Origin of the sequence: Actinoplanes italicus, assembly GCF_003001815.1 — a bacterium.
Classification (GTDB): Bacteria; Actinomycetota; Actinomycetes; order Mycobacteriales; family Micromonosporaceae; genus Actinoplanes; species Actinoplanes italicus.
The window spans coordinates 392,690-413,131 of record NZ_PVMZ01000004.1 but is presented as its reverse complement, the minus strand read 5'-3'; the positions used below and the strand labels follow the sequence as shown (position 1 = coordinate 413,131).

General features: G+C 72.4%; 19 protein-coding genes and 1 pseudogene. 15 read left to right on the top strand and 5 right to left on the bottom strand.

Annotated features, from left to right (window positions below; translation table 11 throughout):
* The first annotated feature begins 22 nt into the window (after positions 1-22).
* The 7 genes from lanKC (at position 23) to CLV67_RS51015 (ending at position 10,265) form a co-directional block, all read left to right on the top strand.
* Complete coding sequence (lanKC, locus tag CLV67_RS13195; RefSeq protein WP_106317909.1) at positions 23-2,602, top strand: class III lanthionine synthetase LanKC; 2,580 nt, start codon at positions 23-25, stop codon at positions 2,600-2,602.
* A 176-nt stretch (positions 2,603-2,778) separates the two neighbouring features.
* The gene (locus tag CLV67_RS13190; RefSeq protein ID WP_203736912.1) at positions 2,779-4,488 is read left to right on the top strand and encodes an ABC transporter ATP-binding protein; all 1,710 of its coding nucleotides are present in this window, start codon (positions 2,779-2,781) and stop codon (positions 4,486-4,488) included.
* Positions 4,485-6,788, top strand: coding sequence for an ATP-binding cassette domain-containing protein (locus CLV67_RS13185; RefSeq protein ID WP_106317907.1), 2,304 nt, complete (start codon positions 4,485-4,487; stop codon positions 6,786-6,788). Before CLV67_RS13190 ends, CLV67_RS13185 begins: the two co-directional genes overlap by 4 nt.
* Positions 6,743-8,026 carry a sensor histidine kinase gene (locus CLV67_RS13180; RefSeq protein ID WP_106317905.1) on the top strand — a complete coding sequence of 428 codons (1,284 nt, stop codon included), beginning with the start codon at positions 6,743-6,745 and terminating at the stop codon, positions 8,024-8,026. Before CLV67_RS13185 ends, CLV67_RS13180 begins: the two co-directional genes overlap by 46 nt.
* Positions 8,027-8,088: 62 nt before the next feature.
* Positions 8,089-8,775: a response regulator gene (locus CLV67_RS13175; RefSeq protein ID WP_106317903.1), complete on the top strand. Its 687-nt coding sequence runs from the start codon at positions 8,089-8,091 to the stop codon at positions 8,773-8,775.
* A gap of 42 nt (positions 8,776-8,817) precedes the next feature.
* Entirely contained in the window at positions 8,818-9,108 is a 291-nt protein-coding gene (locus tag CLV67_RS13170) for a hypothetical protein (protein ID WP_106317901.1), read from the top strand.
* 143 nt (positions 9,109-9,251) lie between these two features.
* Positions 9,252-10,265, top strand: coding sequence for an RICIN domain-containing protein (locus CLV67_RS51015; protein WP_146169085.1), 1,014 nt, complete (start codon positions 9,252-9,254; stop codon positions 10,263-10,265).
* A gap of 120 nt (positions 10,266-10,385) precedes the next feature.
* Here CLV67_RS51015 and CLV67_RS13160 read toward each other — a convergent pair whose 3' ends face one another.
* From CLV67_RS13160 to CLV67_RS13145, 5 genes and pseudogenes are all read right to left on the bottom strand, one after another.
* Positions 10,386-10,751, bottom strand: coding sequence for a hypothetical protein (locus CLV67_RS13160; RefSeq protein WP_106317897.1), 366 nt, complete (start codon positions 10,749-10,751; stop codon positions 10,386-10,388).
* The gene (locus CLV67_RS13155; protein ID WP_146169083.1) at positions 10,748-11,146 is read right to left on the bottom strand and encodes a hypothetical protein; all 399 of its coding nucleotides are present in this window, start codon (positions 11,144-11,146) and stop codon (positions 10,748-10,750) included. Before CLV67_RS13155 ends, CLV67_RS13160 begins: the two co-directional genes overlap by 4 nt.
* A 514-nt stretch (positions 11,147-11,660) precedes the next feature.
* Positions 11,661-11,963, bottom strand: coding sequence for a cellulose binding domain-containing protein (locus tag CLV67_RS54715; protein WP_373873127.1), 303 nt, complete (start codon positions 11,961-11,963; stop codon positions 11,661-11,663).
* A gap of 78 nt (positions 11,964-12,041) precedes the next feature.
* A pseudogene (locus tag CLV67_RS13150) lies at positions 12,042-13,091 on the bottom strand (PQQ-dependent sugar dehydrogenase); the annotation flags it as partial.
* Positions 13,092-13,197: 106 nt separating this feature from the next.
* On the bottom strand, positions 13,198-13,530 hold the full coding sequence (locus tag CLV67_RS13145) for a hypothetical protein (RefSeq protein ID WP_106317891.1): 333 nt from the start codon (positions 13,528-13,530) through the stop codon (positions 13,198-13,200).
* A gap of 263 nt (positions 13,531-13,793) precedes the next feature.
* On the opposite strand from CLV67_RS13145, the gene CLV67_RS13140 reads away from it, so the two are divergent.
* The 8 genes from CLV67_RS13140 to CLV67_RS13105 all read left to right on the top strand — a co-directional run bounded on the left by CLV67_RS13140 (position 13,794) and on the right by CLV67_RS13105 (position 20,442).
* Positions 13,794-14,204 carry a response regulator gene (locus CLV67_RS13140; RefSeq protein ID WP_106317889.1) on the top strand — a complete coding sequence of 137 codons (411 nt, stop codon included), beginning with the start codon at positions 13,794-13,796 and terminating at the stop codon, positions 14,202-14,204.
* 98 nt (positions 14,205-14,302) lie between these two features.
* Positions 14,303-14,482, top strand: coding sequence for a Flp family type IVb pilin (locus tag CLV67_RS13135; RefSeq protein WP_203736911.1), 180 nt, complete (start codon positions 14,303-14,305; stop codon positions 14,480-14,482).
* Complete coding sequence (locus CLV67_RS13130) at positions 14,418-14,915, top strand: TadE/TadG family type IV pilus assembly protein (protein ID WP_275414877.1); 498 nt, start codon at positions 14,418-14,420, stop codon at positions 14,913-14,915. The genes CLV67_RS13135 and CLV67_RS13130 overlap by 65 nt, the downstream gene beginning before the upstream one ends.
* Positions 14,903-16,129, top strand: coding sequence for a pilus assembly protein TadG-related protein (locus CLV67_RS13125; protein WP_106317885.1), 1,227 nt, complete (start codon positions 14,903-14,905; stop codon positions 16,127-16,129). Before CLV67_RS13130 ends, CLV67_RS13125 begins: the two co-directional genes overlap by 13 nt.
* Positions 16,130-16,152: 23 nt before the next feature.
* Entirely contained in the window at positions 16,153-16,929 is a 777-nt protein-coding gene (locus CLV67_RS13120; RefSeq protein ID WP_106317883.1) for an RcpC/CpaB family pilus assembly protein, read from the top strand.
* A complete protein-coding gene (locus CLV67_RS13115; RefSeq protein WP_106317881.1) occupies positions 16,926-18,104 on the top strand; it encodes a CpaE/TadZ family protein in 1,179 nt (392 codons plus the stop codon). The genes CLV67_RS13120 and CLV67_RS13115 overlap by 4 nt, the downstream gene beginning before the upstream one ends.
* Positions 18,101-19,486: a TadA family conjugal transfer-associated ATPase gene (locus CLV67_RS13110; protein WP_106317879.1), complete on the top strand. Its 1,386-nt coding sequence runs from the start codon at positions 18,101-18,103 to the stop codon at positions 19,484-19,486. Before CLV67_RS13115 ends, CLV67_RS13110 begins: the two co-directional genes overlap by 4 nt.
* Entirely contained in the window at positions 19,480-20,442 is a 963-nt protein-coding gene (locus CLV67_RS13105) for a type II secretion system F family protein (protein ID WP_106317877.1), read from the top strand. The genes CLV67_RS13110 and CLV67_RS13105 overlap by 7 nt, the downstream gene beginning before the upstream one ends.

The following is a 20,442-nucleotide window of genomic DNA, read 5'->3' as shown; positions in this document are numbered from 1 at the left end:
CGCCCACCGGAGGTTCCCCGTCATGAAGGTCAACCTGCAACAGCTCGCGCCGTACTGCCTGGCCGACCCCGACTTCTTCGAACACCCCGATCGGCTCTCCGACGCCGGACAGCGCTTCGCGGCAGCCGACCGCCCGGCCCCGGCCGGCTGGCGGCGCAGCGAACACGGCCTGTGGGTGTCGCTGCGCCCCCTCGACGTCACGCTTCCGGCGCAGGGCTGGAAGATCCACGTGTCGGCCCGGCTGGAGGACGCGGCCCGGGTGTGCGACATCGTCACCGACCACTGCCTCGCCGAGCGGATCCCGTTCAAGCTGCTGCGTAGCCGGCGCGTCGCCCACCTGCTCAACGGCAAGTACGCGGACCGCAGCGGCAGCGGCAAGCTGCTGACCGTCTACCCGCCGGACGAGGCGGCGCTGGCCCGGACCCTGCCCGCCCTGTCGGCGGCGCTGACCGGCACCGCAGGGTCGTACATCCTCAGCGACCTGCGCTACGGCGACTCCGGCGTGTTCGTGCGCTGGGGCGGATTCGCCGACCGCACCGTGCCGGACGAGGACGGCCGGCCGGTTCCCGCGGTGCAGGCACCCGACGGCACCCTCGTGCCCGACCAGCGCGGCACCAGCTTCACCCTGCCGCCCTGGGTGGACGTTCCCGAGGTGCTGCGCCCGGACTTCGAGCGCTGGCGCGACGGCGATGGTGACGGCGACTTCCCGTACGAGGTGAGCAGCGCGCTGCACTACTCCAACGGCGGTGGCGTCTACCTGGCCCGCGACACCCGTACCGGCGAGCAGGTGGTGCTGCGTGAGGCCCGCCCGCACGCCGGACTCGACAGCAACGGCGACGACGCCGTCACCCGGCTGCGCCGCGAACACACCACGCTGCTGCGTCTGCAGGGCCTGGACTGCGTACCCCGCCTCATCGAATACCGCCAGGCCTGGGAACACCACTTCCTGGTCGAGGAGTACATCGAGGGCGCCACCCTGCTCGACACCATGCTGCACCGGCAACCGCTGGTCGAACCCGACCCCGAACCCGGCGCTCTGGCCTCGTACACCGCATGGGCCCTCGACGTCGCCGACCGGCTCGACCGCGCGCTGGCCGCCGTGCACGCCCGCGGTCTGCGCTACGGCGACCTGCACCCGGGCAACGTGCTGCTGCGCCCGGACGGCCGGGTGGTCCTGGTCGACTTCGAACTGGCCACCGACCTCGCCGATCGGCGGCCGCCAGCGCTCGGCGCACCCGGGTTCACCCCACCCGCGCACCTGTCCGGCAGCGCGGCCGACCGGCACCTGCTCGACCGCATCCGGCTGTGGCTGTTGCTGCCGCTGGACGTACATCCGCAGGTGGAGCCGCATCGGCTCGCCACCCTGGTGCGTGGCGCGGAACGTCTCTACCCGCTGCCGGACGGCTTCGGCACCACCCTGCTACGCCGCCTGCGCCGGGACGCGCCACCCACCGGCTCCACGTACGACACGGCCGGTGACCTGCTCGCCGCTGACCACCCGGACTGGCCCGCGATCCGCGACTCACTTGTGGCCGGCATCCTCGCCACCGCCAGCCCCGGCCGCTCCGACCGGCTCTTCCCCGGCGACCCGGAACAGTTCGCCGACGGAGGGCTGAGCCTGGCCCACGGCGCCGCCGGTGTCCTGCACGCCCTGCACCGGGCCGGCGCGACGATCCCCGGCGAGCACGTCGACTGGCTGGCCGACGCCGCACGGCGGGCCACCCGGCCACGAGCCGGCCTCTACACGGGTCTGCACGGCGTGGCCGGCGTCCTGCACGACCTCGGCCGTACCGACGACGCCCTGGAGATCCTCGGCCGCGCCGCCGGCACGGAAGCCGACGTCTCCGGCGCCGCACTGCTCGACGGGCAGGCCGGTATCGCACTCACCCTGCTGCGGTTCGCCCAGCTGACCGGTGACACGGCGCTGCGGATCCGTGCGCTGCACGCGACCGCCGGGCTCACCGCGCTGCTGGACGGGCACGGCCCGCTGCGGCCACCCGCACAGGGCGGGCTCCTGCGCGGCTCCACCGGCACGGCGCTGCTCCTGCTGCACCTGTACGAGGACACCGGCGACACCTCCTACCTCGACCGGGCCGCGCAGGCGCTGCACCTGGACGCCGCCCGCGGTGAACACCTGCCCAACGGCACCTTCCAGCTCGTGGAAGGCGGCCGCTACCTGGTCAACCTCGACGCCGGCAGCGGCGGGATCGCCATCGTGGCCGCGAGCTATCTGCGGCACCGCAGCGACCCGGCACTGTCCGCCCTCGTCGACGGTGTACGCCGCGGCAGCCGCGTGGTGCTGCTGCGCCAGCCCGGACTGCTCCGCGGCCGCGCCAGCCTGATCACCACGCTGGCCGCGCTGCGCCACCCCGACGACGAGGACGTCCTGCGGGAACACGTACGCCGGCTCGCCTGGCACGCCCGCACCCACCACGGCCACCTGGCCTTCCCCGGCACGCAGCTGCTGCGCCTGTCGGCGGACCTGGCCACCGGCTCCGCGGGCATCCTGCTCGCCCTGAACTCCGCGTTCGAGTCCGACGGTGCGGTCCTGCCGTACCTCGAACCGCGGTCCACCGCCCCTGCCAGCACACAAAGGAGGTGACGACGATGGCGAAGATTCTGAACCTGCAGGCGATGGAGGACACCATGCCGACCAAGGCCTGGCCCTGTTTCAGCTACATCACCACGTTCGACTGCCCGTGACGGCGGGAACGGCCCTCACCGCGATCCGGTGAGGGCCGTTCCACCGTCGTAGCCACCGCGCGGAGGCCGACAGCCATGACCCGTGAACCCGCCCGCTACGCCCGCGAGGGCGACCGGCTGCTGATCCGCTGCACCCGGGACATGACCGGCTGGGCCGCCGCCCTGACCCTGGCCCAGCTCACCATCGCCGGGCTCGCCCTGCTCACGCCCTACCTGTTGGCCGTGGCGGTGGACGCCGCACTGCACCGCACGGGATCCTGGGCGGTCCTCGCCCTGCCGGCCTGCCTGGCCGCCGGTGCGGTGGCCGGAGTGGTGAACACCGTCGCCGAAGCGGCCTGCGTGGCCCGCGGCACCCGCGCGCTGCGCCGCCGCCTCCTGGACCACGCGTTCCGGCTGGGCGTACGCGGGGCCTGGCACTTCGACACCGGTGACCTGACCAGCCGCCTCGTGGTGAGCGCCGCGGGCACCCCGCCGGTGGTGGTCGCCGCCGCCGGCTCCGTGATCGGCGTGCTCACCTCGATCGGCGGGCTCGCCGCGCTGTGGCTTGTCGACTGGCGGTGCGCGGCCGTGTTCCTGCTGGCGGTGCCCGTCTCGGCGATCGTGCTGAGGCGGTTCATCACCGACACGTCGGTGCTGTTCACCCGCTATCAGGCCCGTCAGGCCGAGATCAGCGGCCGGCTCGGGGACGCGCTGGCCGGCGCCCGCACCATCCGCGCCGCCGGAACGCTCGGACGCGAGATCGAACGCGTTCTGGCCCCGCTCCCGGCACTGCGTGCGGCCGGCGACTCCGGCTGGACCGCACAACGCCGGGTCGGCTGGCAGACCACCCTGTTCACCGCGCTCATCGAACTCGCGGTGCTGGCCGTCGCCGGGATCGGTGTGGCCGACGGACGGATCACCGCCGGGCAGTTCCTGGCGGCCGCGGCGTACGTCGTCCTCGCCCTCGGCATGGTGGCTCAGATCGAGGCGTTCCAGGGCATCGCGTTCGCCCGCTCGGCCGCCCGCCGGGTCGCCGAGGTCCTGGCCCGACCGGTGGCCGCGACACCCGGACGCCCGGAGACACTCCCGCCCGGAGCCGGGGAGGTACGCGTACGCGGCCTGACCGTGCTCGGCGACGACGGCGGGCCGATCCTGCGCGACGTCGACCTGGACGTCCCCGCCGGCACCACCGTCGCGCTCGTCGGCCGCAACGGCGCCGGAAAGACGACGCTCGCGTACGCCCTCGGTGGGCTTCTCACCCCCGACCGGGGAACCGTGCTGCTCGACGGCCGGCCACCGGACGCCTTGACCGGTGCCGCCGCCTACGCGTTCGCCGGCCCGCACCTGTGCGGTGCCACGGTCGCCGACGCCATCTCCTACGGACGGCCCGCCGCGACGGACGCCGACGTGCGGCGCGCCGCGGCCTACGCCCGCATCGACGACTTCGTCGACCGGCTGCCCGACGGCTACGCCACCGCTCTGCCCGAGGTCGCCCTGTCCGGCGGGGAGGCGCAACGGCTCGGCCTGGCCCGCGCGTTCGCGCAGCAGGCGCGGCTGCTCGTCATGGACGACGCCACCGCGGGCGTGGACGCCGTGACCGAGGCGCAGATCGCCGAGGCGCTCACCGGCCCCGCGGGTGGGGACACCCGGGTCGTCGTCACCCACCGGGCCGGCACCGCCGGCCGGGCCGACCTGGTCGCCTGGCTCGACGGCGGCCGGGTACGCGCTGTCGCGCCGCACCGGGATCTGTGGCGCGACCCCGCGTACCGTGCCGTCTTCGCCGACGGCACCGGGACACGGCCGTGATCGCCGGCTGGCCGCTGCTGCGGCGGAGCCTGCCCGGCTCACGGCCGTTCGTGCTGCTGACACTCTGGTCGGCCGTCGAGGCGCTGCCGGCGCTCACCGGCGGTCTGCTGGTGGCGACCGCGCTGGACCGGGGGTTCCTGCGCCAGGAGCCGATGACCGGCCTGGCCTGGCTGAGCCTGCTTGGCGTCGCCGCCGCGGTCCGGGCGGTCGCGGTGGCCCGCACCTACCCGTGGCTGTCGGCCGCGGTCGAACCGATGCGCGACGCCCTGGTCCGGGCGGTGGTCGACGCCACCCTGCGGCGTGCGGTGGCCGGGACCCGGCCCGATCTGGCCGCGGTGGCGCAGCTCGGCCGGCAGGTGGAGACGGTACGTACCCTGGTCGGCACCCTGCTGCGCACGCTGCGCCAGGTGGTGACCGCGCTTGTAGCCGCGACGGCCGGGCTGCTCGCCCTGGCGCCGGCGATCGCGGGGCTCGTCGGCGTGCCGTTGCTGCTGGCCTGGCTGCTGTACGGCGCGCTGCTGGGCCCGCTGGCCCGGCGGCAGGACGAGCTGATCGCCGCCGACGAGACGGTGGCCGCACAGGCCGGCGCCGCCCTCGCCGCCGTGCGTGACATCCGGGCCTGCGGCGCGACGAGCCGGGTGACCGGCGAGGTCGGCGCCGCCATCGACCGGCAGGCCCACGCCACCCGGCGCTTCGCGCACCTCGACGCGGTACGCAGCGTGGTCCTCGTGATCGGCACGCAGGCGCCGGTGGTCCTGGTGGCGGTGTGCGCACCGATGCTGCTGCGCACCGGGGCGGCGACCGTCGGCGAGGTGGTGGGCGCGCTGACCTACCTGGTGGTCACGCTGGCACCGGCGGTCCGCGCCCTGATCGGCACGCTCGGCTCCTGGTCGGTACGGATGCGCGCGGTCCTGCGCCGGCTCGACCTGGCCTGCGCGGCACCGGAGCCGGCCGCCGACGGCACCGCCGAGGCCGGTCCCGGATTCGATCTCGAGGCGGAGAACCTGACCTTCGGGTACGGGCAGCACGCCGTCCCGGTGCTGCAGGGCCTGGATCTGACCGTGCCCGAAGGCGACCACCTCGCCGTCGTCGGCGCCAGCGGGATCGGCAAGTCCACACTGGCCGCCCTGTTCAGCGGCATGCTGCGACCCGGCAGCGGGCGGCTGCTGCTCGGCGGGATCCCCGTCACCGAACTGCCGGCCGCCACCGTGCGCCACCGGGTGGCGCTGATCCCGCAGGAGGCGTACGTGTTCGCCGGCACCGTCCGCGAGAACGTCATGTACCTGTGCCCCGACGCCGACGATCACACCCTGTCCGCCGCCGCGGCCGCGACCGGGCTCGCGCCCGTGGTGACCCGCCTCGGCGGCTGGGACGCCGTGATCACCGCCCCCGCGCATCAGCTGTCCGCCGGTGAACGCCAGCTCATCGCCCTCACCCGCGTCTACCTGTCACCCGCCGGCATCGTCGTGCTCGACGAGGCCACCTGCCACCTCGACCCCGCCGCCGAAGCCCTCGCCGAGACGGCCTTCGCGGCCCGCGGCGGCACGCTCGTCGTGGTGGCACACCGGTTCAGCTCGACCCGGCGCGCCCGCCGGATCCTCTTCCTCGACGGCGCCCGTCCCAGCCTCGGCACCCACGACGAGCTGCTGGCGACCGTGCCGGGGTACGCGGCACTGGCCCGGCACGCCGCTGATGTCGGCTTGCCGACCCCTTCGTGCGCATCCATGCCTGACAATCCACCTGACCCGGGCCGGTGGACGCCCGCCCGGACGACACCAAGGAGCACCCACATGACCCGCCACCTCGACGAGTCACCCGTTCTGGTCCTGCAACGCGAGACCGCCGGCACCGGCTGGTCCGACATCGGCCACGGCCTCAGCGTCGACGCCGGCCACGTGCTGCTGCGGGCCTCCGCCGGCACGACGATCACCGAGGGCGAGCCGCTGCGCCTGTTCGCCGTCGAACCCGGCGCCGACGAGGTGCGGGCCGTCGATCTGCGGGGAGTCGATGTGCTGCCGCGCGGTGACTGGCAGCTCGTGGTGGCCCGGCTCGTCGCCGGCGGCGGGCAGCCCTCGGCCGGGCGGCGGGAGGTCGCCGACGTGCTGCGGGCTCTGGAGAGCACGGACGACGCTCGGTGGACGGCGGCGGCCCGGGCCGCGCAGCGGGCGGTGCTGACCGACACCCCGGTGTCCGTGCCGGCGGTCGCCGCCCCGCCACCGCCGAACGACGACGAGGGGGAGCCGTTGTCCTGGCTGTGCCGGATGTTCGGCATCGGCTGCCCTCCGCCCACCAGCACGTGACCCACCTCGCGACGACAGCGGCGAAAGCCCCGGCAGCCGGCGGCCCCACGGGTCGCCGGCTCGCCCGCGAGGCCGTCTTCCTGGCGCTGCTGTGCCTGTTCGACCTCGTCACCGCCTCGACGGCGATCATCCACGACACCGGCACCGGGCCGTTACGCCGCGAGGCGCAGATCGCCGCCGCGGTGCTCGGGGTGGGCCTGCTGGCATGGCGATGGCGGGCGCCCGTCCTGGTGTTCGCGCTGGTCTGGGCCCATGCGGGAGTGGTGTGGTTCGTCCTTCACGAGTACCGGCCGACCGCGGCCCTGGTGGTCGCGCTGTACGTCGTCGCCGTGACCTGCCGCCCGGCGGTCACCGCGGCGGCACTCGGCGCGGCGGTGACCCGCTCGGTGCTCAGCGCCGTCGACTCGGTGCGGGTCGAACCGTACCCGGAGGCCCGGGTCGGTGAGTTCCTCGTGACCATCCTGATGTTCGCGGTGGTCTACACCGCGGCGTGCAGCGTCGGCACGCTCGTGCGACGGCACCGGCGACGGGTCCGCGCCCTGCAGGAGGAACGCCGCCGGGCCCGTCAGGACGCGGTGGCCGCCGAGCGACGGCGGCTGGCCGCCGAACTGCACGACGTGGTCTCGCACGCGGTGACCCTGATGGTGCTGCAGGCCGCCGGCGCCGCCCGGCTGCCCGACGACGACATCGACGGGGTGCGGCAGGCGCTGCTGCACATCCAGACCGCGGGCCAGCAGGCCATGGCGGAACTGCGCCGGCTGCTCGACGTGCTGCAGGCGTCCGGCGGCACGACCCCGTCGATGACGCCCGCACCGCGCCTGACCAGCCTGGAGTCGCTGATCGACACGGTGCGGCAGGCGGGTCTGCACGTCGACCTCGACACCACCGGCGACGCCGGTCCGGTGGATCCGAGCGTCGAGCTGACCGCCTTCCGGGTGACGCAGGAGGCACTCACCAACGCGCTGAAACACGTCGGCCCCGGTACGCGGGCCCGGGTCAGCCTCGTCTGGGGAGACACCCTGACCGTGCGGGTCGACAACGACGGCGCCGCCGCGACCGGGCTGTCCGGCCTGTCCGCCGGGCACGGCCTGGCGTCGCTCGCCGAGCGGGTCCGCACCGTCGGCGGCACCCTGACCACCGGCTACCTCCCCGGAGGCGGCTTCCGGGTGTCGGCGGCCCTGCCCCTGGCCGGCCGGCCGTTGCGGGTGCCGGCGGCATCGCTGGTGACCGATCCCTGACAGCGCTCTACCGGCGGGCGAGGGAAGCTGTCCGCGTCGACGTTGCCGAGCACGGGGGACCCATGCCGATCCGGGTGTTGCTTGCCGATGACCAACCGCTGGTACGCGCCGGCCTGGCCATGCTGCTGCGGGCCGAGCCCGATGTCGAGGTGGTCGCGGAGGCCGGCGACGGGGCGGCCGCCGTCGAGCTGACCCGGTCCGTCCGTCCGGATGTGATCATCATGGACGTTCGCATGCCCGGTATGGACGGTGTCGCGGCCACCCGGCAGCTGACCGAGGAGGACAGCACGGCGCGGGTGCTGATCCTGACCACCTACCACGTCGACGAGGCGGTCTACGGAGCCTTGCGCGCGGGCGCGTCCGGCTTCGTGCTCAAGGACGCCGCGCCGCAGGAGCTGGTGGCCGCGGTGCGCGCGCTGGCGGCCGGCGAGGCCTGGCTGGACCCGGCCGTGACCCGCAACCTGCTCGACGACCTGACGTCGCGTCCCGAGCCGGCCGCGCCGTCCCCGGCCGTGCTGGCGAAGCTGACCAGTCGCGAGCAGGAGGTGCTCGTGCTCATGGCGTACGGCCTGTCCAACCGGGAGATCGCCGAGCACCTGGTGGTCGGTGACGCGACGATCAAGACCCATGTCGCCCGGGTGCTGATGAAACTCGGCCTGCGGGACCGGACCCAGGCCGTCGTCGCCGCCTACCAGTCCGGCCTCGTACGCCCCGGCGCCGCACTGCCGGTGCCCGCGGGCGCCGACTGAGCCCGGCGGGCCGCGACGGGGAAGCGTCGCGGCCCGGCCCTGATGAGGCGCGGGGTCGGTGAGGCGACGTGGCGCTACCGGGCCCGCGTGGTCGTGGAGGCCCCGGCGGACCACGTCCGGAGCCGCCTGCCGATCCCGGTCGACGTGGAGGAACTCGGCGAGCAGCGGTGCGCGTTCTCGCCGGGCTCCGACCACCCCGAGATGCTCGCCCTGTACCCCGGCATGCTCGGCGCCGACTTCACCGTCGCCGGCGCACCTGAAGTGGTGGCCGTCCTGGACCGGCTGGCCGACCGTTACCGGCGCGCATCGGACGCTTCTCACGGCCGGTTGTAGAGGCTCCACCGGTCGAGTCCCATCACCGCGCGGACGTACGCCCGTGTCGTCGTACCCGCGGTCAGCCCGGCGACCGCCATGTGTTCCCGCGCGCGGCCCGAGTGGCTTGCCGCCCAGGAAAGACCCCGGAATCATCGTTGTACGTGGATGAAGACCAGACTCGGCCGGAAGCTGTGCGCGACACCCTCGAGTTCCTGGCCGCCTTGAAACGGCTCAAGGACCAATCGGGGCACACGTTCCGGCAATTGGAGACGATCGCCGCGCGCAATCAAGATCTCCTGCCGCGCAGCACCGTGGCCGACGTGTTGCGTCGTCAAACGCTACCGAGGGCCGACCTGGTGGCGGCGTTCGTTCGAGCCTGTGCTGGACAGGAACATGTGGAAGCGTGGGTCCAGGCCAGGAATCGGCTGGCCGAAGCAGGCCCGCCGATCACCGAGACCTCGCACAGCAGCAGGACTCCGGCGCGGGTCCCTCTCCGTGCCGGTGCTTCCTGGCGGAAACTACGCGGGATTGTCGTCCTGTCGGCCGCCGTGCTGGTCGCGGGGGCCAGCGTCGCAGTTCTGGCAGCGGATCGCGAAGTGGACGCCGAAGGCATGCGCCCTTCGATCGAAACCTCGTCACCGGCGGCCGGTACCTCAAGGACGCTGCCGGTCGACGGCTGGTATCACATCGTTCCCGCCCACATCGGCGACCAGAGCCTATGTCTCGGAGAAGGGCGGGAACGCAACAAGCGCACCGATCGGCCGCTGGCGGTGCAACGGCCGTGCAGCGACGTCGCGCCGGACACGTTTCTCGCGGCGACGGGGATCGCCGGCGCTTACGAGATCCGCTGGCACAACCCGGTCGAAGGAGTGGGATGTCTCAGCGTGGACGACGCGCTGATCAAAGCCGGTGCGTTGCTGCAACCGGCCGACTGTGCGGGTGCTCCGCACCAGCGGTTCTTCCTGGAGCCGTCAGATCATCCGCGCCGTGGTGGCTTCCGGATCCGGCCGTTGCACAGTGGGTTGTGTATCGGTGCGCTCGGCGGGCCGGCGGACGTCGACTCCGGCGCCGAGGCCAAGCAGAGCGAGTGCACGGGCGAGGCCGATCAGCAGTTCTCGTTGCGACCGGTCGCCCGGGCCTCCCGGACATCGGTACAGCAGCCGGGTGGCGGCTAGGCCGGCAACCGGTGGTGGCACCCGGGGTTGGCATCACCGCGGGTGACGCCTGCGTCAGACCGGGCCAGCGGGCCGAGCCGAACGGCGAGACACCCGTTCGACTCGGCCCGGATCAAGGTCCTACCACCAGCCCGTGCACGCGGAGCCCGTGCCGAAGCACGCCTGCAGGTAGGCCTGACGGATCGAGGAGAAGTTCCGCTTGCCGGTCCCGCCTGCTCTGGTGACGGTGCTGGTGGCGCCGTCCATCGAGGCGACGACCCGTACGTGCTGACTGGCCCTGGTCACCTGAACGTAGCCGTCGTAGTAGCCGCCTCCGACTGCCTGGTAGTGCTTGCAGACGTCCGCGGACTGGTCCGAACGCACCCATAGGGTGGTGCAGTCGGTGCGGCTGGCGGCCTGAGCCGGCGCGATCCACCCGCTCGTGGCCAGGGCCATCCCGGCGGCAGCGGCCACGCCGACGCGCTTGAGTACGGACGGCGCCCTCACTGGTAGATCCTGAAGCTGGTCGTCCCCTGGTGGACGCCCCGCTCGTAGAAGGAGAGGGAAAGCTTGGAGTTGTTGGGGAAGTAGCGGTTGGGGTAGAAGTCGAACCAGGCCCGCCCGTAGTTGCAGCCGCCGTGACGCGGGCTCCGCTCCTGATAGATTCGCGTCCCACCGCTGTTGTAGACGGTCAGCACACCCTGGTAGTCGCAGATCGCCTCCGGCGTGACCTTGTCGCGAGCGACCCCGGCGTCCGAGACGTACCTACCGCTCCCGTACACCGAGCCGCACACCATCCCGAATGCCGCCGGCGTGCACCCACTGGCATCGGCGGCGGCCGGGCCGGCGCTCACCGCCAGGCCACTGACGGCGACCGCAGCGACGGCAGCGATTCTGGCCACCAACCGTCCCGGACGCAGGCGAGCCGATTCCTGAAACGCGAACATCGCGTCCCCCTATTTCTGTAGCCGACTGATGTGGTGTGCCGGCGAGGCGATTCCCGCGAGGCACATCACCAATCTGCGAATCGATCGGCCGGGCGGCAAGACACAACCGATGTCCCGGACGGCCGGGACAGTGTCCGGGCTGGTCAGCGCCTTGTCCCGGACACGTCCTCGGACGGCGGGCATAAGCCTGCCGGGCTCGTCTGTGATCTGCCGAAAAAGAACCGGCGACATTTTTATCCCGGTGGGGACGAATGTGCCGGCCGTCGTACGTGATTGTTCAGAGGGCGGTTGGTCAGGGTGGCGCGAGGCCGCCGGCGACGAGGAATCCGTAGGCGAGAGCGGGCGTAGCCGGCCCGGCGCAGCGTCTTCCGCTCATCCCGGCATGTGGTGATTCACTCCGGCGGTGACGGCCCCGGGTTCACCGTGGCCGTCACCTACCGGGTCACCGTCGCCTGACCGGGCCCGTCAGTCAGGAGGCCGTGCAGCTCGTACCGTCCAGGCTGAAGTCGGTGGGCCTGGTGTTGGTGCCGCTGTAGGTGGCCTGGAACCCGAACGTGACCGAAGCCCCGCTCGCCAGCGTGCCGTTCCAGCTCACGTTGCGTGCGGTCACGGCGGTGCCCGACTGGGTCACCGTGGCGTTCCACGCGTTGGTGACCCGCTGGTTGCCCGGGAACGTGAAGGTGAGCGTCCACGAGGTGCGGGCGGCGGCGAGGTTCGTGACGGCGACGTTCGCGGTGAAGCCGCTGCCCCACTGGTCGGCCGTCCAGCGCACCGAGCAGGCCCCGGCCGGCGGGGGAGCCGAAACCGACGCGGACGCCGGTGGCGTGCTGGGGGAGCCGATCGGCGGGAAGCGCAGGATCCGGTCGTCGTCGGTGGCCGGGGTGCCCCGGCCGTCGCGGTTGCTGGTGGTCACCCACAGGGCGCCGTCCGGGGCGCGTTCCACGGTGCGCAGCCGGCCGTAACGACCCTGCAGCAGCGCGACCGGGGTGCCCGCTCCGCCCGCGCCGTCCAGCGGCACCGACCACAGGCGCTGGCCGCGCAGGGCCGCGACGTACAGCGTCCGGCCGTCGATGGTGGCGCCGGACGGTGACGCCTCGGCGGTGGTCCACACGACGATCGGGTTGCGGAAGCGGGTGTCGTTGCTGCGTCCCTCGACGGTCGGCCAGCCGTAGTTCGCCCCGGCGACGATCTGGTTCACCTCGTCCCAGGTGTTCTGGCCGAACTCGGAGGCGTACAGGCGGCCCTGCGCGTCCCAGGCCAGTCCCTGCGGGTTGCGGTGGCCGAGGCTGTAGACCAGCGAGCCGGGGAACGGGTTGCCCGTGGCGGGCACCCCGCCGTCGGGCCGCATGCGCAGGATCTTGCCGTTGAGGCTCTGCTGGTTCTGGGCGTTCGACGTCACGGCCGCGTCGCCGACGGCGGCGTACAGCATGCCGTCCGGGCCGAACGCGATGCGCCCGCCGTCGTGGATGCTCGCCCTGGCCAGGCCGCTGAGGATCACCTGCTGGGTCTGCGGTGTGTCCAGGCGGAACCGGGCGATCCGGTTGTCGCTCGCGGAGGTGAAGTAGACGTACACCAGGTTGTCCTGGGCGAAGGTGGGGGAGACCGCGAGGCCGAGCAGGCCCGACTCCCCGGTGGCGGAGACGCCGGCGATGGTGGTCACGGTCGACGGCGAGGCGCCCGGGCGTACGCGCAGCACGCGGCCGCTGTTGCGCTCGGCGACCAGTGCGCTGCCGTCGGGCAGGAATCCGAGACCCCACGGCACGGTCAGGCCGGTCGCGACGGTCTGTGGATCGGCCAGATCGGGCTCGAGGGCGGCGGCCGGCGGGCCGGTCGCCACCACGGCGGCCGCGCCCAGGGCGAGCGCGGCGAGGGTACTGCAGGCGGCGATCGTTCGGCGCATGGGCACCTCCCTAACTGATAGAGGCACATCAATGTACGCCCGTGCTGGGAGCGTGTCCAAGCGAGGGAGTCCCAGGCCCCGCCCCTTCGGCACGCCCCCGCCTGGATCAGCTGGTCGCGCGGTGCAGCTCGTCGCGGCGCACGTTCAGCCGTACGGTTCCGGGCTCACCGCCGGCGATGTCCGCGATCTGCTCGCCGGACGCGTAGGTGTCGTTGGACAGCGCCCCGGTGCCGTCGATGCGCAGATAGCCGGTGCCCATGAGAACCTCGGCGACCCCGGCCGCGGTGTCCGGGCGGACGTTCGTGCCCGGCGCCTGCACGGCGCTCACCTTCCCGGCGTCGTCGCCCGCTGAGTCCACGACGATCATGCCGGCATCGACCCGGGTGACGGGCGAGCTCTCGGTGGGTGTGGCGGTCCCGAATTGATCGATTGGCTGCATGGCCCTCTCATGCCCACCGCGAACCGCGTCAAAACGGCGTCCCCCCCCCCCGCCCGGGAACGACCTCCGGCGAAGGGGTGGGACGCCGTTCACCTGGGGGTTCTCGTGGCGTGCGGGATCCGATAGCCGGCGATCGGGCCGAGTCCGGGTGGCGCATCGCTATTCGTTGATTCGCCGCCGTCGCCGAGGCCGACTCGATAGCGTGATCGATGTGGGTTTGACGGGTTCGGCACCGGTTTGTCTCCTCGGTTGGGACAGGGATCATGTGGAAGACCACGGAACGGCAGGGGCCGGTCGTGCTGCTCGTCGAGGACGATCCTGACCTGCGTGAGATGGCGACGGCCATGCTCGAGATGCGTGGTTTCTCGGTGCTGGCGGCCAAGGACCCCGTCAGTGCGCTGATGACGTGCCGGGTGCACGACGGGGACATCGACGTCCTGCTCACCGACCTGGGGCTGCCCGGCGTCTCCGGGGGTGAGCTGTCCCGGTCGGCCATCGCCGTACGACCGGGCATGAAGGTCGTGTACGTGTCCGCGCTGCCGGAGGAGATCGCGATCAAGCGCGGCCTGATCAAGGTGGGCTCACCGTTCATCTCGAAGCCGTTCACCGCGGACGTCCTCGCCGGGACACTGCGTTCGGTCCTGGCGCAGAACTCTTCTTCTCCCAACCGATAATCGATCAGCAACCGAGGCTTTCTCATGCCCCACGTCGCGCATCCGATCCAGAGGGCACAGGCCACTGGGGAGGTGGCCACCGGAGGTGAGGAAGACCCGTGGACCAGTTCAAGCTTCTCGTCGAGTACCTGCGCGCCCAGCACCGCTCCGACGAGGGTGCGACGATCGTCGAGTACTCGCTGCTGGTGGCGCTCATCGCGGTCGCCCTCATCGGTGGGCTCATCGCGTTGCGTGGAGAGATCAGCACCCTCTTCCAGTCGATCATCACCGCGCTCTGATCGTGTCCGGTCATCGTCCCGGCCGCCCGCTTCAGGGCGGCCGGCCCGGGACGACACCGGCGCCGCCATCATCGAGATGGCACTCGTCCTGCCGCTTCTGCTGCTGATCCTCACCGGGATCGTCGACATGGGGCGGCTGCTGCACCAGCAGATCCAGCTGACCCAGGCCGCCCGCGAGGGCGCCCGGCTCGGAGCCCTGAACGGCACCGCCGACCAGGTCAGAGCCAAGGTCACCGCCGTGGCCGGAGCCCGTGTCACACTCACCTACCCGACCGGCGGGGTGGCCGTGTGCGCGGCGGCGTCCCAGCTCGGCAACGACTCGACGGTGCGGGTCCAGCACACCTTCCAGCCCGCCACACCGCTGCTGGCCTGGATATCCCGGTCGTCGCCGATCACCGTCAGCGCCAAGGGCGTGATGTCGTGCGTCGGCTGATCCGCCGGGTGCGCCGGGCTGTCCTGCCACCCCGTGGGGAGCACGGTGGCGTCGGCGCCCTGGTGGCACTCTTTCTCAGCACCGCCGTGCTGTTCGGCATGGGTGCCGTGGTGATCGACGTCGGCCTCCTCTACTCCGAGCGGGAGCAGTTGCAGAGCGGCGCCGACTTCGCCTCCTGGAAGGCGGCCCAGTCCTGCGTCTTCGATCCGTCGACGGCGAACTGCAACAACGCCACCCAGTCGGACAACGCGCGGGCCTATGCGGTCAAGAACGCGAAGGACGACCACGCGGACGCGCGGGCGTGCCTCAACAACCAGAACTGCGGCACCTGGAACACCACCGTCACCTGCCCGGCGCCGCCGGCCATCACCGGCACCTACGACTCGGTCGAGGTACGCACCAGCACCCGGACCACGACCGGTGGCACGCTGGTGCCGCCGGTGTTCGCCAAACCGCTGCTGGGCCCCGCCTATCAGGGTAAGAAGGTCGGCGCCTGCGCACGGGTCGCCTGGGGCACCCCGGCCAGCGCCACGGTCCTGGCTCTCGGTGTCTCGCTGTGCGACTGGGAACGCATCACCGGCCGCAACAGCGTCTTCCGCGGCCTGCCGCTGCTGGACCCGCTGCTGCAGCAAACCGGCGTGTACTCCTTGCTGGGCCTGCAACCGCCGCTGGACAACGCGATCACGATCAGCAATCCGCCGCTGTCGCCCTGCAACAACTCCTGGGATCAGATCTCCCCGGGCGGGTACGCCTGGCTCGGCACACCCAACGCGGCCTGCCAGCTCACCATCGCGCCGACGATCACCCCCGAGTACTGGATCGACTCGCTCACCCTCACGCTGACCACCCTGAGCACGGCGGTGAACTGCACGAACGCGCTGGCGTCGGCCCGGGCCAAGGGCACACCCGTGCTGGTGCCCATCTACGACAAGGTGCAGAGCTTCCTGACCAACCTGTTTCCGGCCAGGTACCGCGTCATCGGCTTCGCCTCGTTCGTCGTGACCGGGTACACCGGCCTGCTCGGCGGTCTCGGCGGGCTGGTGGGTTCCGCGTCGTCGCTGACCGGCCTCGTTCCGGGCATCGCCAAGCTGCTGTGCGGTCTCCAGCTGTGCATCTACGGCTACTTCACCAAGTCCGTCGTGCCGGAGCACCTGCCGAAGGCCTTCGGCAGCGGCCGGAATTTCGGAGTCACCGTGATCGGCCGTACCGGATGACCTTGAACTGAGATGGTGGAGTCATGCGACGGCGTGTGCTGATCCTGCTCGCCGCGCTCCTGCTGGCCGGAATCAGCGCGACGGCGATCGTGTCGTACGTCCGGGGCGCCGACCGCCGGGCGCTGGAGGGCAAGCAGGGCGTGTGGGTGCTGGTGGCCAGGGAACGCATCCCGGCCGAAACCGTCGGCGCCGAGGTCAGGAAGCTCACCGAGCGGATCCTGGTCCCGGCGGAGACCGTACCGGCCGGCACGCTGACCAGCTGGGACCCGGTCCTCGACGACCTGCGCCTGGCCGCCGTCCTGGAGCCCAGCCAGCTGCTCATGCGACCACTGTTCCGGACCGCTGCCCCATCGGCCGCGCCCAGCCGCCGGCTCGCCGTGCCCCGCGACAAGCTGGCCGTGACCGTCGCCCTGAGCATCGCGCCGCAGGTGGCCGGCGATGTGAGCACCGGCGACCAGGTGACGGTGTACAGCAGCTGCCCCCTGGAGCCGGCGGCCGGGGATCCGCCGCCGCGCACCCGCGCGCTGGTGCCGCGGACCCGCGTCCTCGCCATCGGGGAGGCCCCCGAACCCGGCACGCCGTCGCCGTCGGCGGGCGCCGCCGCGGAGGTCCTGCCCGAGCCGACACCCACCACGCGACCGGACACCGAACGGTACGTGGTGACGCTCGCGGTCGGCCCGACCGACGCCCAGCGGCTGGTGCACGCCTCCCGCTACTGCGCGCTCTACCTGGCCATGCCCGGCACCTCGGTACAGGTGACACCGGGCGGCGGAGTCGACACCGACGGGTTGTACCGATGACTCTCTACGTGTACGTCGAACCCGACGAAGCCCGCCGCACCGAGGTCGGACCGTCGTTCCGTGAGGCCGGCTGCACGCTGCTGACCAGCATGACCGACCTCGAGAAGCACCTGCCGCGTTACCCGGAGACGATCCTCGTCATCATCGGCGCCACGGTCGACCTCGGCGAGGCGCTGATGTTCACCGCCTACCAGCGTCTGCAGCGGCCCCTGATCGGGGTCGTGCTCATCCGCAGGTCGGTGGAACCCGACGTGGTGCTGGAGTGCCTGCGTTCCGGCATCCGAGAGATCGTCGCCGAGGCGGACCACGACGGGCTGAAGGCCGCCACGATCCGGTCGATCGACCTCTCCAAGGCGCTGAGCAGCACGCTGCGGGGAACGACCGAGCAGGCCGCCCCGTACGCCCGGGTGATCACCGTCTTTGCTGGTAAGGGTGGTTGCGGACGCAGCATGGTCGCCGCCAACCTCGCCGTGGCGCTCGCCGGAGGCGGCCGCCGGGTCCTGCTGCTCGACCTCGACCTCCAGTTCGGCGACGTGGCGATCATGCTGGGACTGTCCCCGCAGCGCAACATCACCGGCGGGCTGCCGATGAGCGGCCGCCTGGACGAGCCGGGCCTGCGCTCGATCGTCTCCAGCCATCGCACCGGCCTGGACGCGTTGCTGGCGCCGCCGAGCCCGGCCGAGGGCGAACGGGTGCCCCGCGAGTTCGTGGTGGAACTGCTGGACGTGGCCCGGCCGGTCTACGACTTCATCGTGGTGGACACCCCGGCCGTGGTCACCGACCAGGTCCTCGCCGCGCTCGACATGTCCGACTGGTTCATCCCGATCGTCACACCCGACCTGCCGGCCCTCAAATCGGTCCGGCTCACCTCGGAGATGTTCGACCTGCTCGACTACCCGAAGGATCACCGCCTGCTGGTCTTCAACCGGGCCAACACCGAGGTCGGGCTGAGCACCGCCGACGTCGAGGAGGCGGTCGGCATGCCGTTCGCGGTGCAGGTGCCGTCGAGCCGTGACGTGCCGGTCTCGGTCAACCAGGGCGAGCCGCTGGCCATGACCGACCCGATGCACCCGGTCAGCCGGGCGATCCGGCAACTCGCCGACCGGTGCGCCGGGGTGGAGACCCAGCCGACCCGGCACCGCAGGTTCCTCGGGATCAGGAGGAGCCGGCGATGAGCCTGTCGGCACGTCTGGCCGCCGCCCACAAAGCCCAGAGCCAGCAGGCGGCCGGGTCCACGCCGCCGGCCGACCGGGGCCCCGGCGACGGCCGCCGGGCCGGCGGCCGACCGCAGGCACCCGACCAGGTCAACGAGGTCCGCCTGCGGATCCAGCGCCGCCTCGCCGACGAGCTCGGACCCACCCTGTACGGCACCGACCGCGCTCAGGGCGACGACCTCGACTCCCGGGTCCGTGAATCGCTGAACGAGCTGCTGGCCCGGGAGGAGACCCCGCTGTCGGGTACCGACCGGGCCCGGATCGTGCGCGAGGTGGTCGACGAGGTTCTCGGGCACGGGCCGATCGAATCGCTGCTGCGCGACCAGTCGATCACCGAGGTGATGGTGAACGGCCCGCACTCGGTCTACGTGGAGCGGTTCGGCCGGATCGAACGGGTCGCCGCCGAGTTCGACGACGAGGCGCACCTGCGCCGGATCATCGACCGGATCTGCTCGCGGGTGGGGCGCCGGGTCGACGAGGCGAGCCCGATGGTGGACGCCCGCCTGCCCGACGGCAGCCGGGTCAACGCGATCGTGACGCCGATCGCGCTGGACGGCTCGACGCTGACCATCCGCAAGTTCGCGGCCGTGCCGCTGACCGTCGGTGACCTGCTCAGCTACGGCACCCTGACCCGGGCCGCCGCGGAGGTCCTCGACGGGTGCGTCCGCGGGCATCGCAACATCCTGGTCAGCGGCGGCACCGGGTCCGGCAAGACGACCGTGCTCAACGTGCTGTCCGGGTTCGTGCCCGCCGACGAGCGGATCGTCACCATCGAGGACGCCGCCGAACTTCAACTGAATCAGGACCATGTCGTACGGCTGGAGTCGCGCCCGCCGAACTCGGAGGGAAGAGGCACGATCACCACCCGCGATCTGGTCCGCAACGCGCTGCGCATGCGACCGGACCGGATCGTCGTCGGTGAGGTCCGTGACAGCGCCGCCCTGGACATGCTCCAGGCGATGAACACCGGCCATGACGGCTCGCTGACGACCCTGCACGCCAACTCGCCACGCGACGCGTTGTCACGGCTGGAGACCATGGTGCTGATGGCCGGCATGGACCTGCCCAGCCGTGCCATCCGCGACCAGATCGCCTCCGCGGTCGACCTGATCCTGCAGGTCAACCGGTTCAAGGACGGCACCCGCAAGATCACCCACATCACCGAGGTGGTCGGCATGGAGGGCGACGTCATCACCCTGCAGGACATCTTCCTGCACGAGTACGCCCCGGACGCCCGCGGCGGCGCGCTGCGCGCCACCGGAATCCGGCCGAACTTCCTCGACGCGATGGCGCCGTACGGGGTCGTCCTGCCGCCGACCCTCTTCGCGGGCCGCGGATGGTGATCCTGGTGGCGGTCGCGCTGCTGAGCGGCGCGGCCGTCTTCCTCGCCGGATACGCGGCCCTGGACGCGATCTTCGGGCGTACCCCAATGCAGCGGCGGCTCGCGGTCCTGCGCCTGTTCTCGGTGCGTACCGCGGACGAGCCGGAACACCTCGTCCGCCGGCTGCTCGGGCCCGCCGGCCGCCACGTCGAGGCGATCGCGCCGCTGGCCCGGCTCGCGGCCCGCGACGAGCCGCTGCTGGACCGGGTCGGCGGCCCGCTGCGCCCGGCGGAGTGGCTGGTCGTCCGCCTGGCCGTCACCGCCGCCGCGGCGGCGGCGGGCGCGTTCCTGGTGTTCTGGCCGGTCGGTCTGCCGGCCGGCGCCCTGGCCGGTCATCTCGTGGCCGGTGCGGTGCTGCGGACGCTGATCCAGCGGCGGGAACGGCAGTTCGGGGACGAACTGCCGGGAGCGCTCAACCTGATGACCAGCTCGCTGCGGGCGGGATTCACCCTGCACCAGTCGGTGGAGGCGGCCGTCCGTGACGACGCCGGCCCGGTCGCGTCCGAACTGCGCCGGGCGCTGGCCGAGACCCGGATCGGCGGCAGTTTCGAGGACGCCCTGGAGCGGGTCGGCGAACGGATGCACAGCCCGGAGATGGTCTGGCTGGTGATGGCCCTGCGACTGCAGCGGGAGGTGGGCGGCAGCCTTGTCGAGGTCATGCAGACCACCGCCGACACCATGCGCGAGCGCGCCTACATCAAACGCCATGTCCGGGCGCTGTCCGGCGAGGGCCGCATCTCGGCGTGGGTGCTCGGCTGCATGCCGCCGCTCACCGCACTGGTGATCCACCTGATGCAGCCCGACTACCTGCGGCCGCTGTTCACCGAACCGCTGGGCCTGCTGATGCTCGGCGTCGCCGTGATCGGTATGGCGATCGGCGCGTTCTGGCTGCGGGCCGTGGTCCGGGTGGAGGTCTGA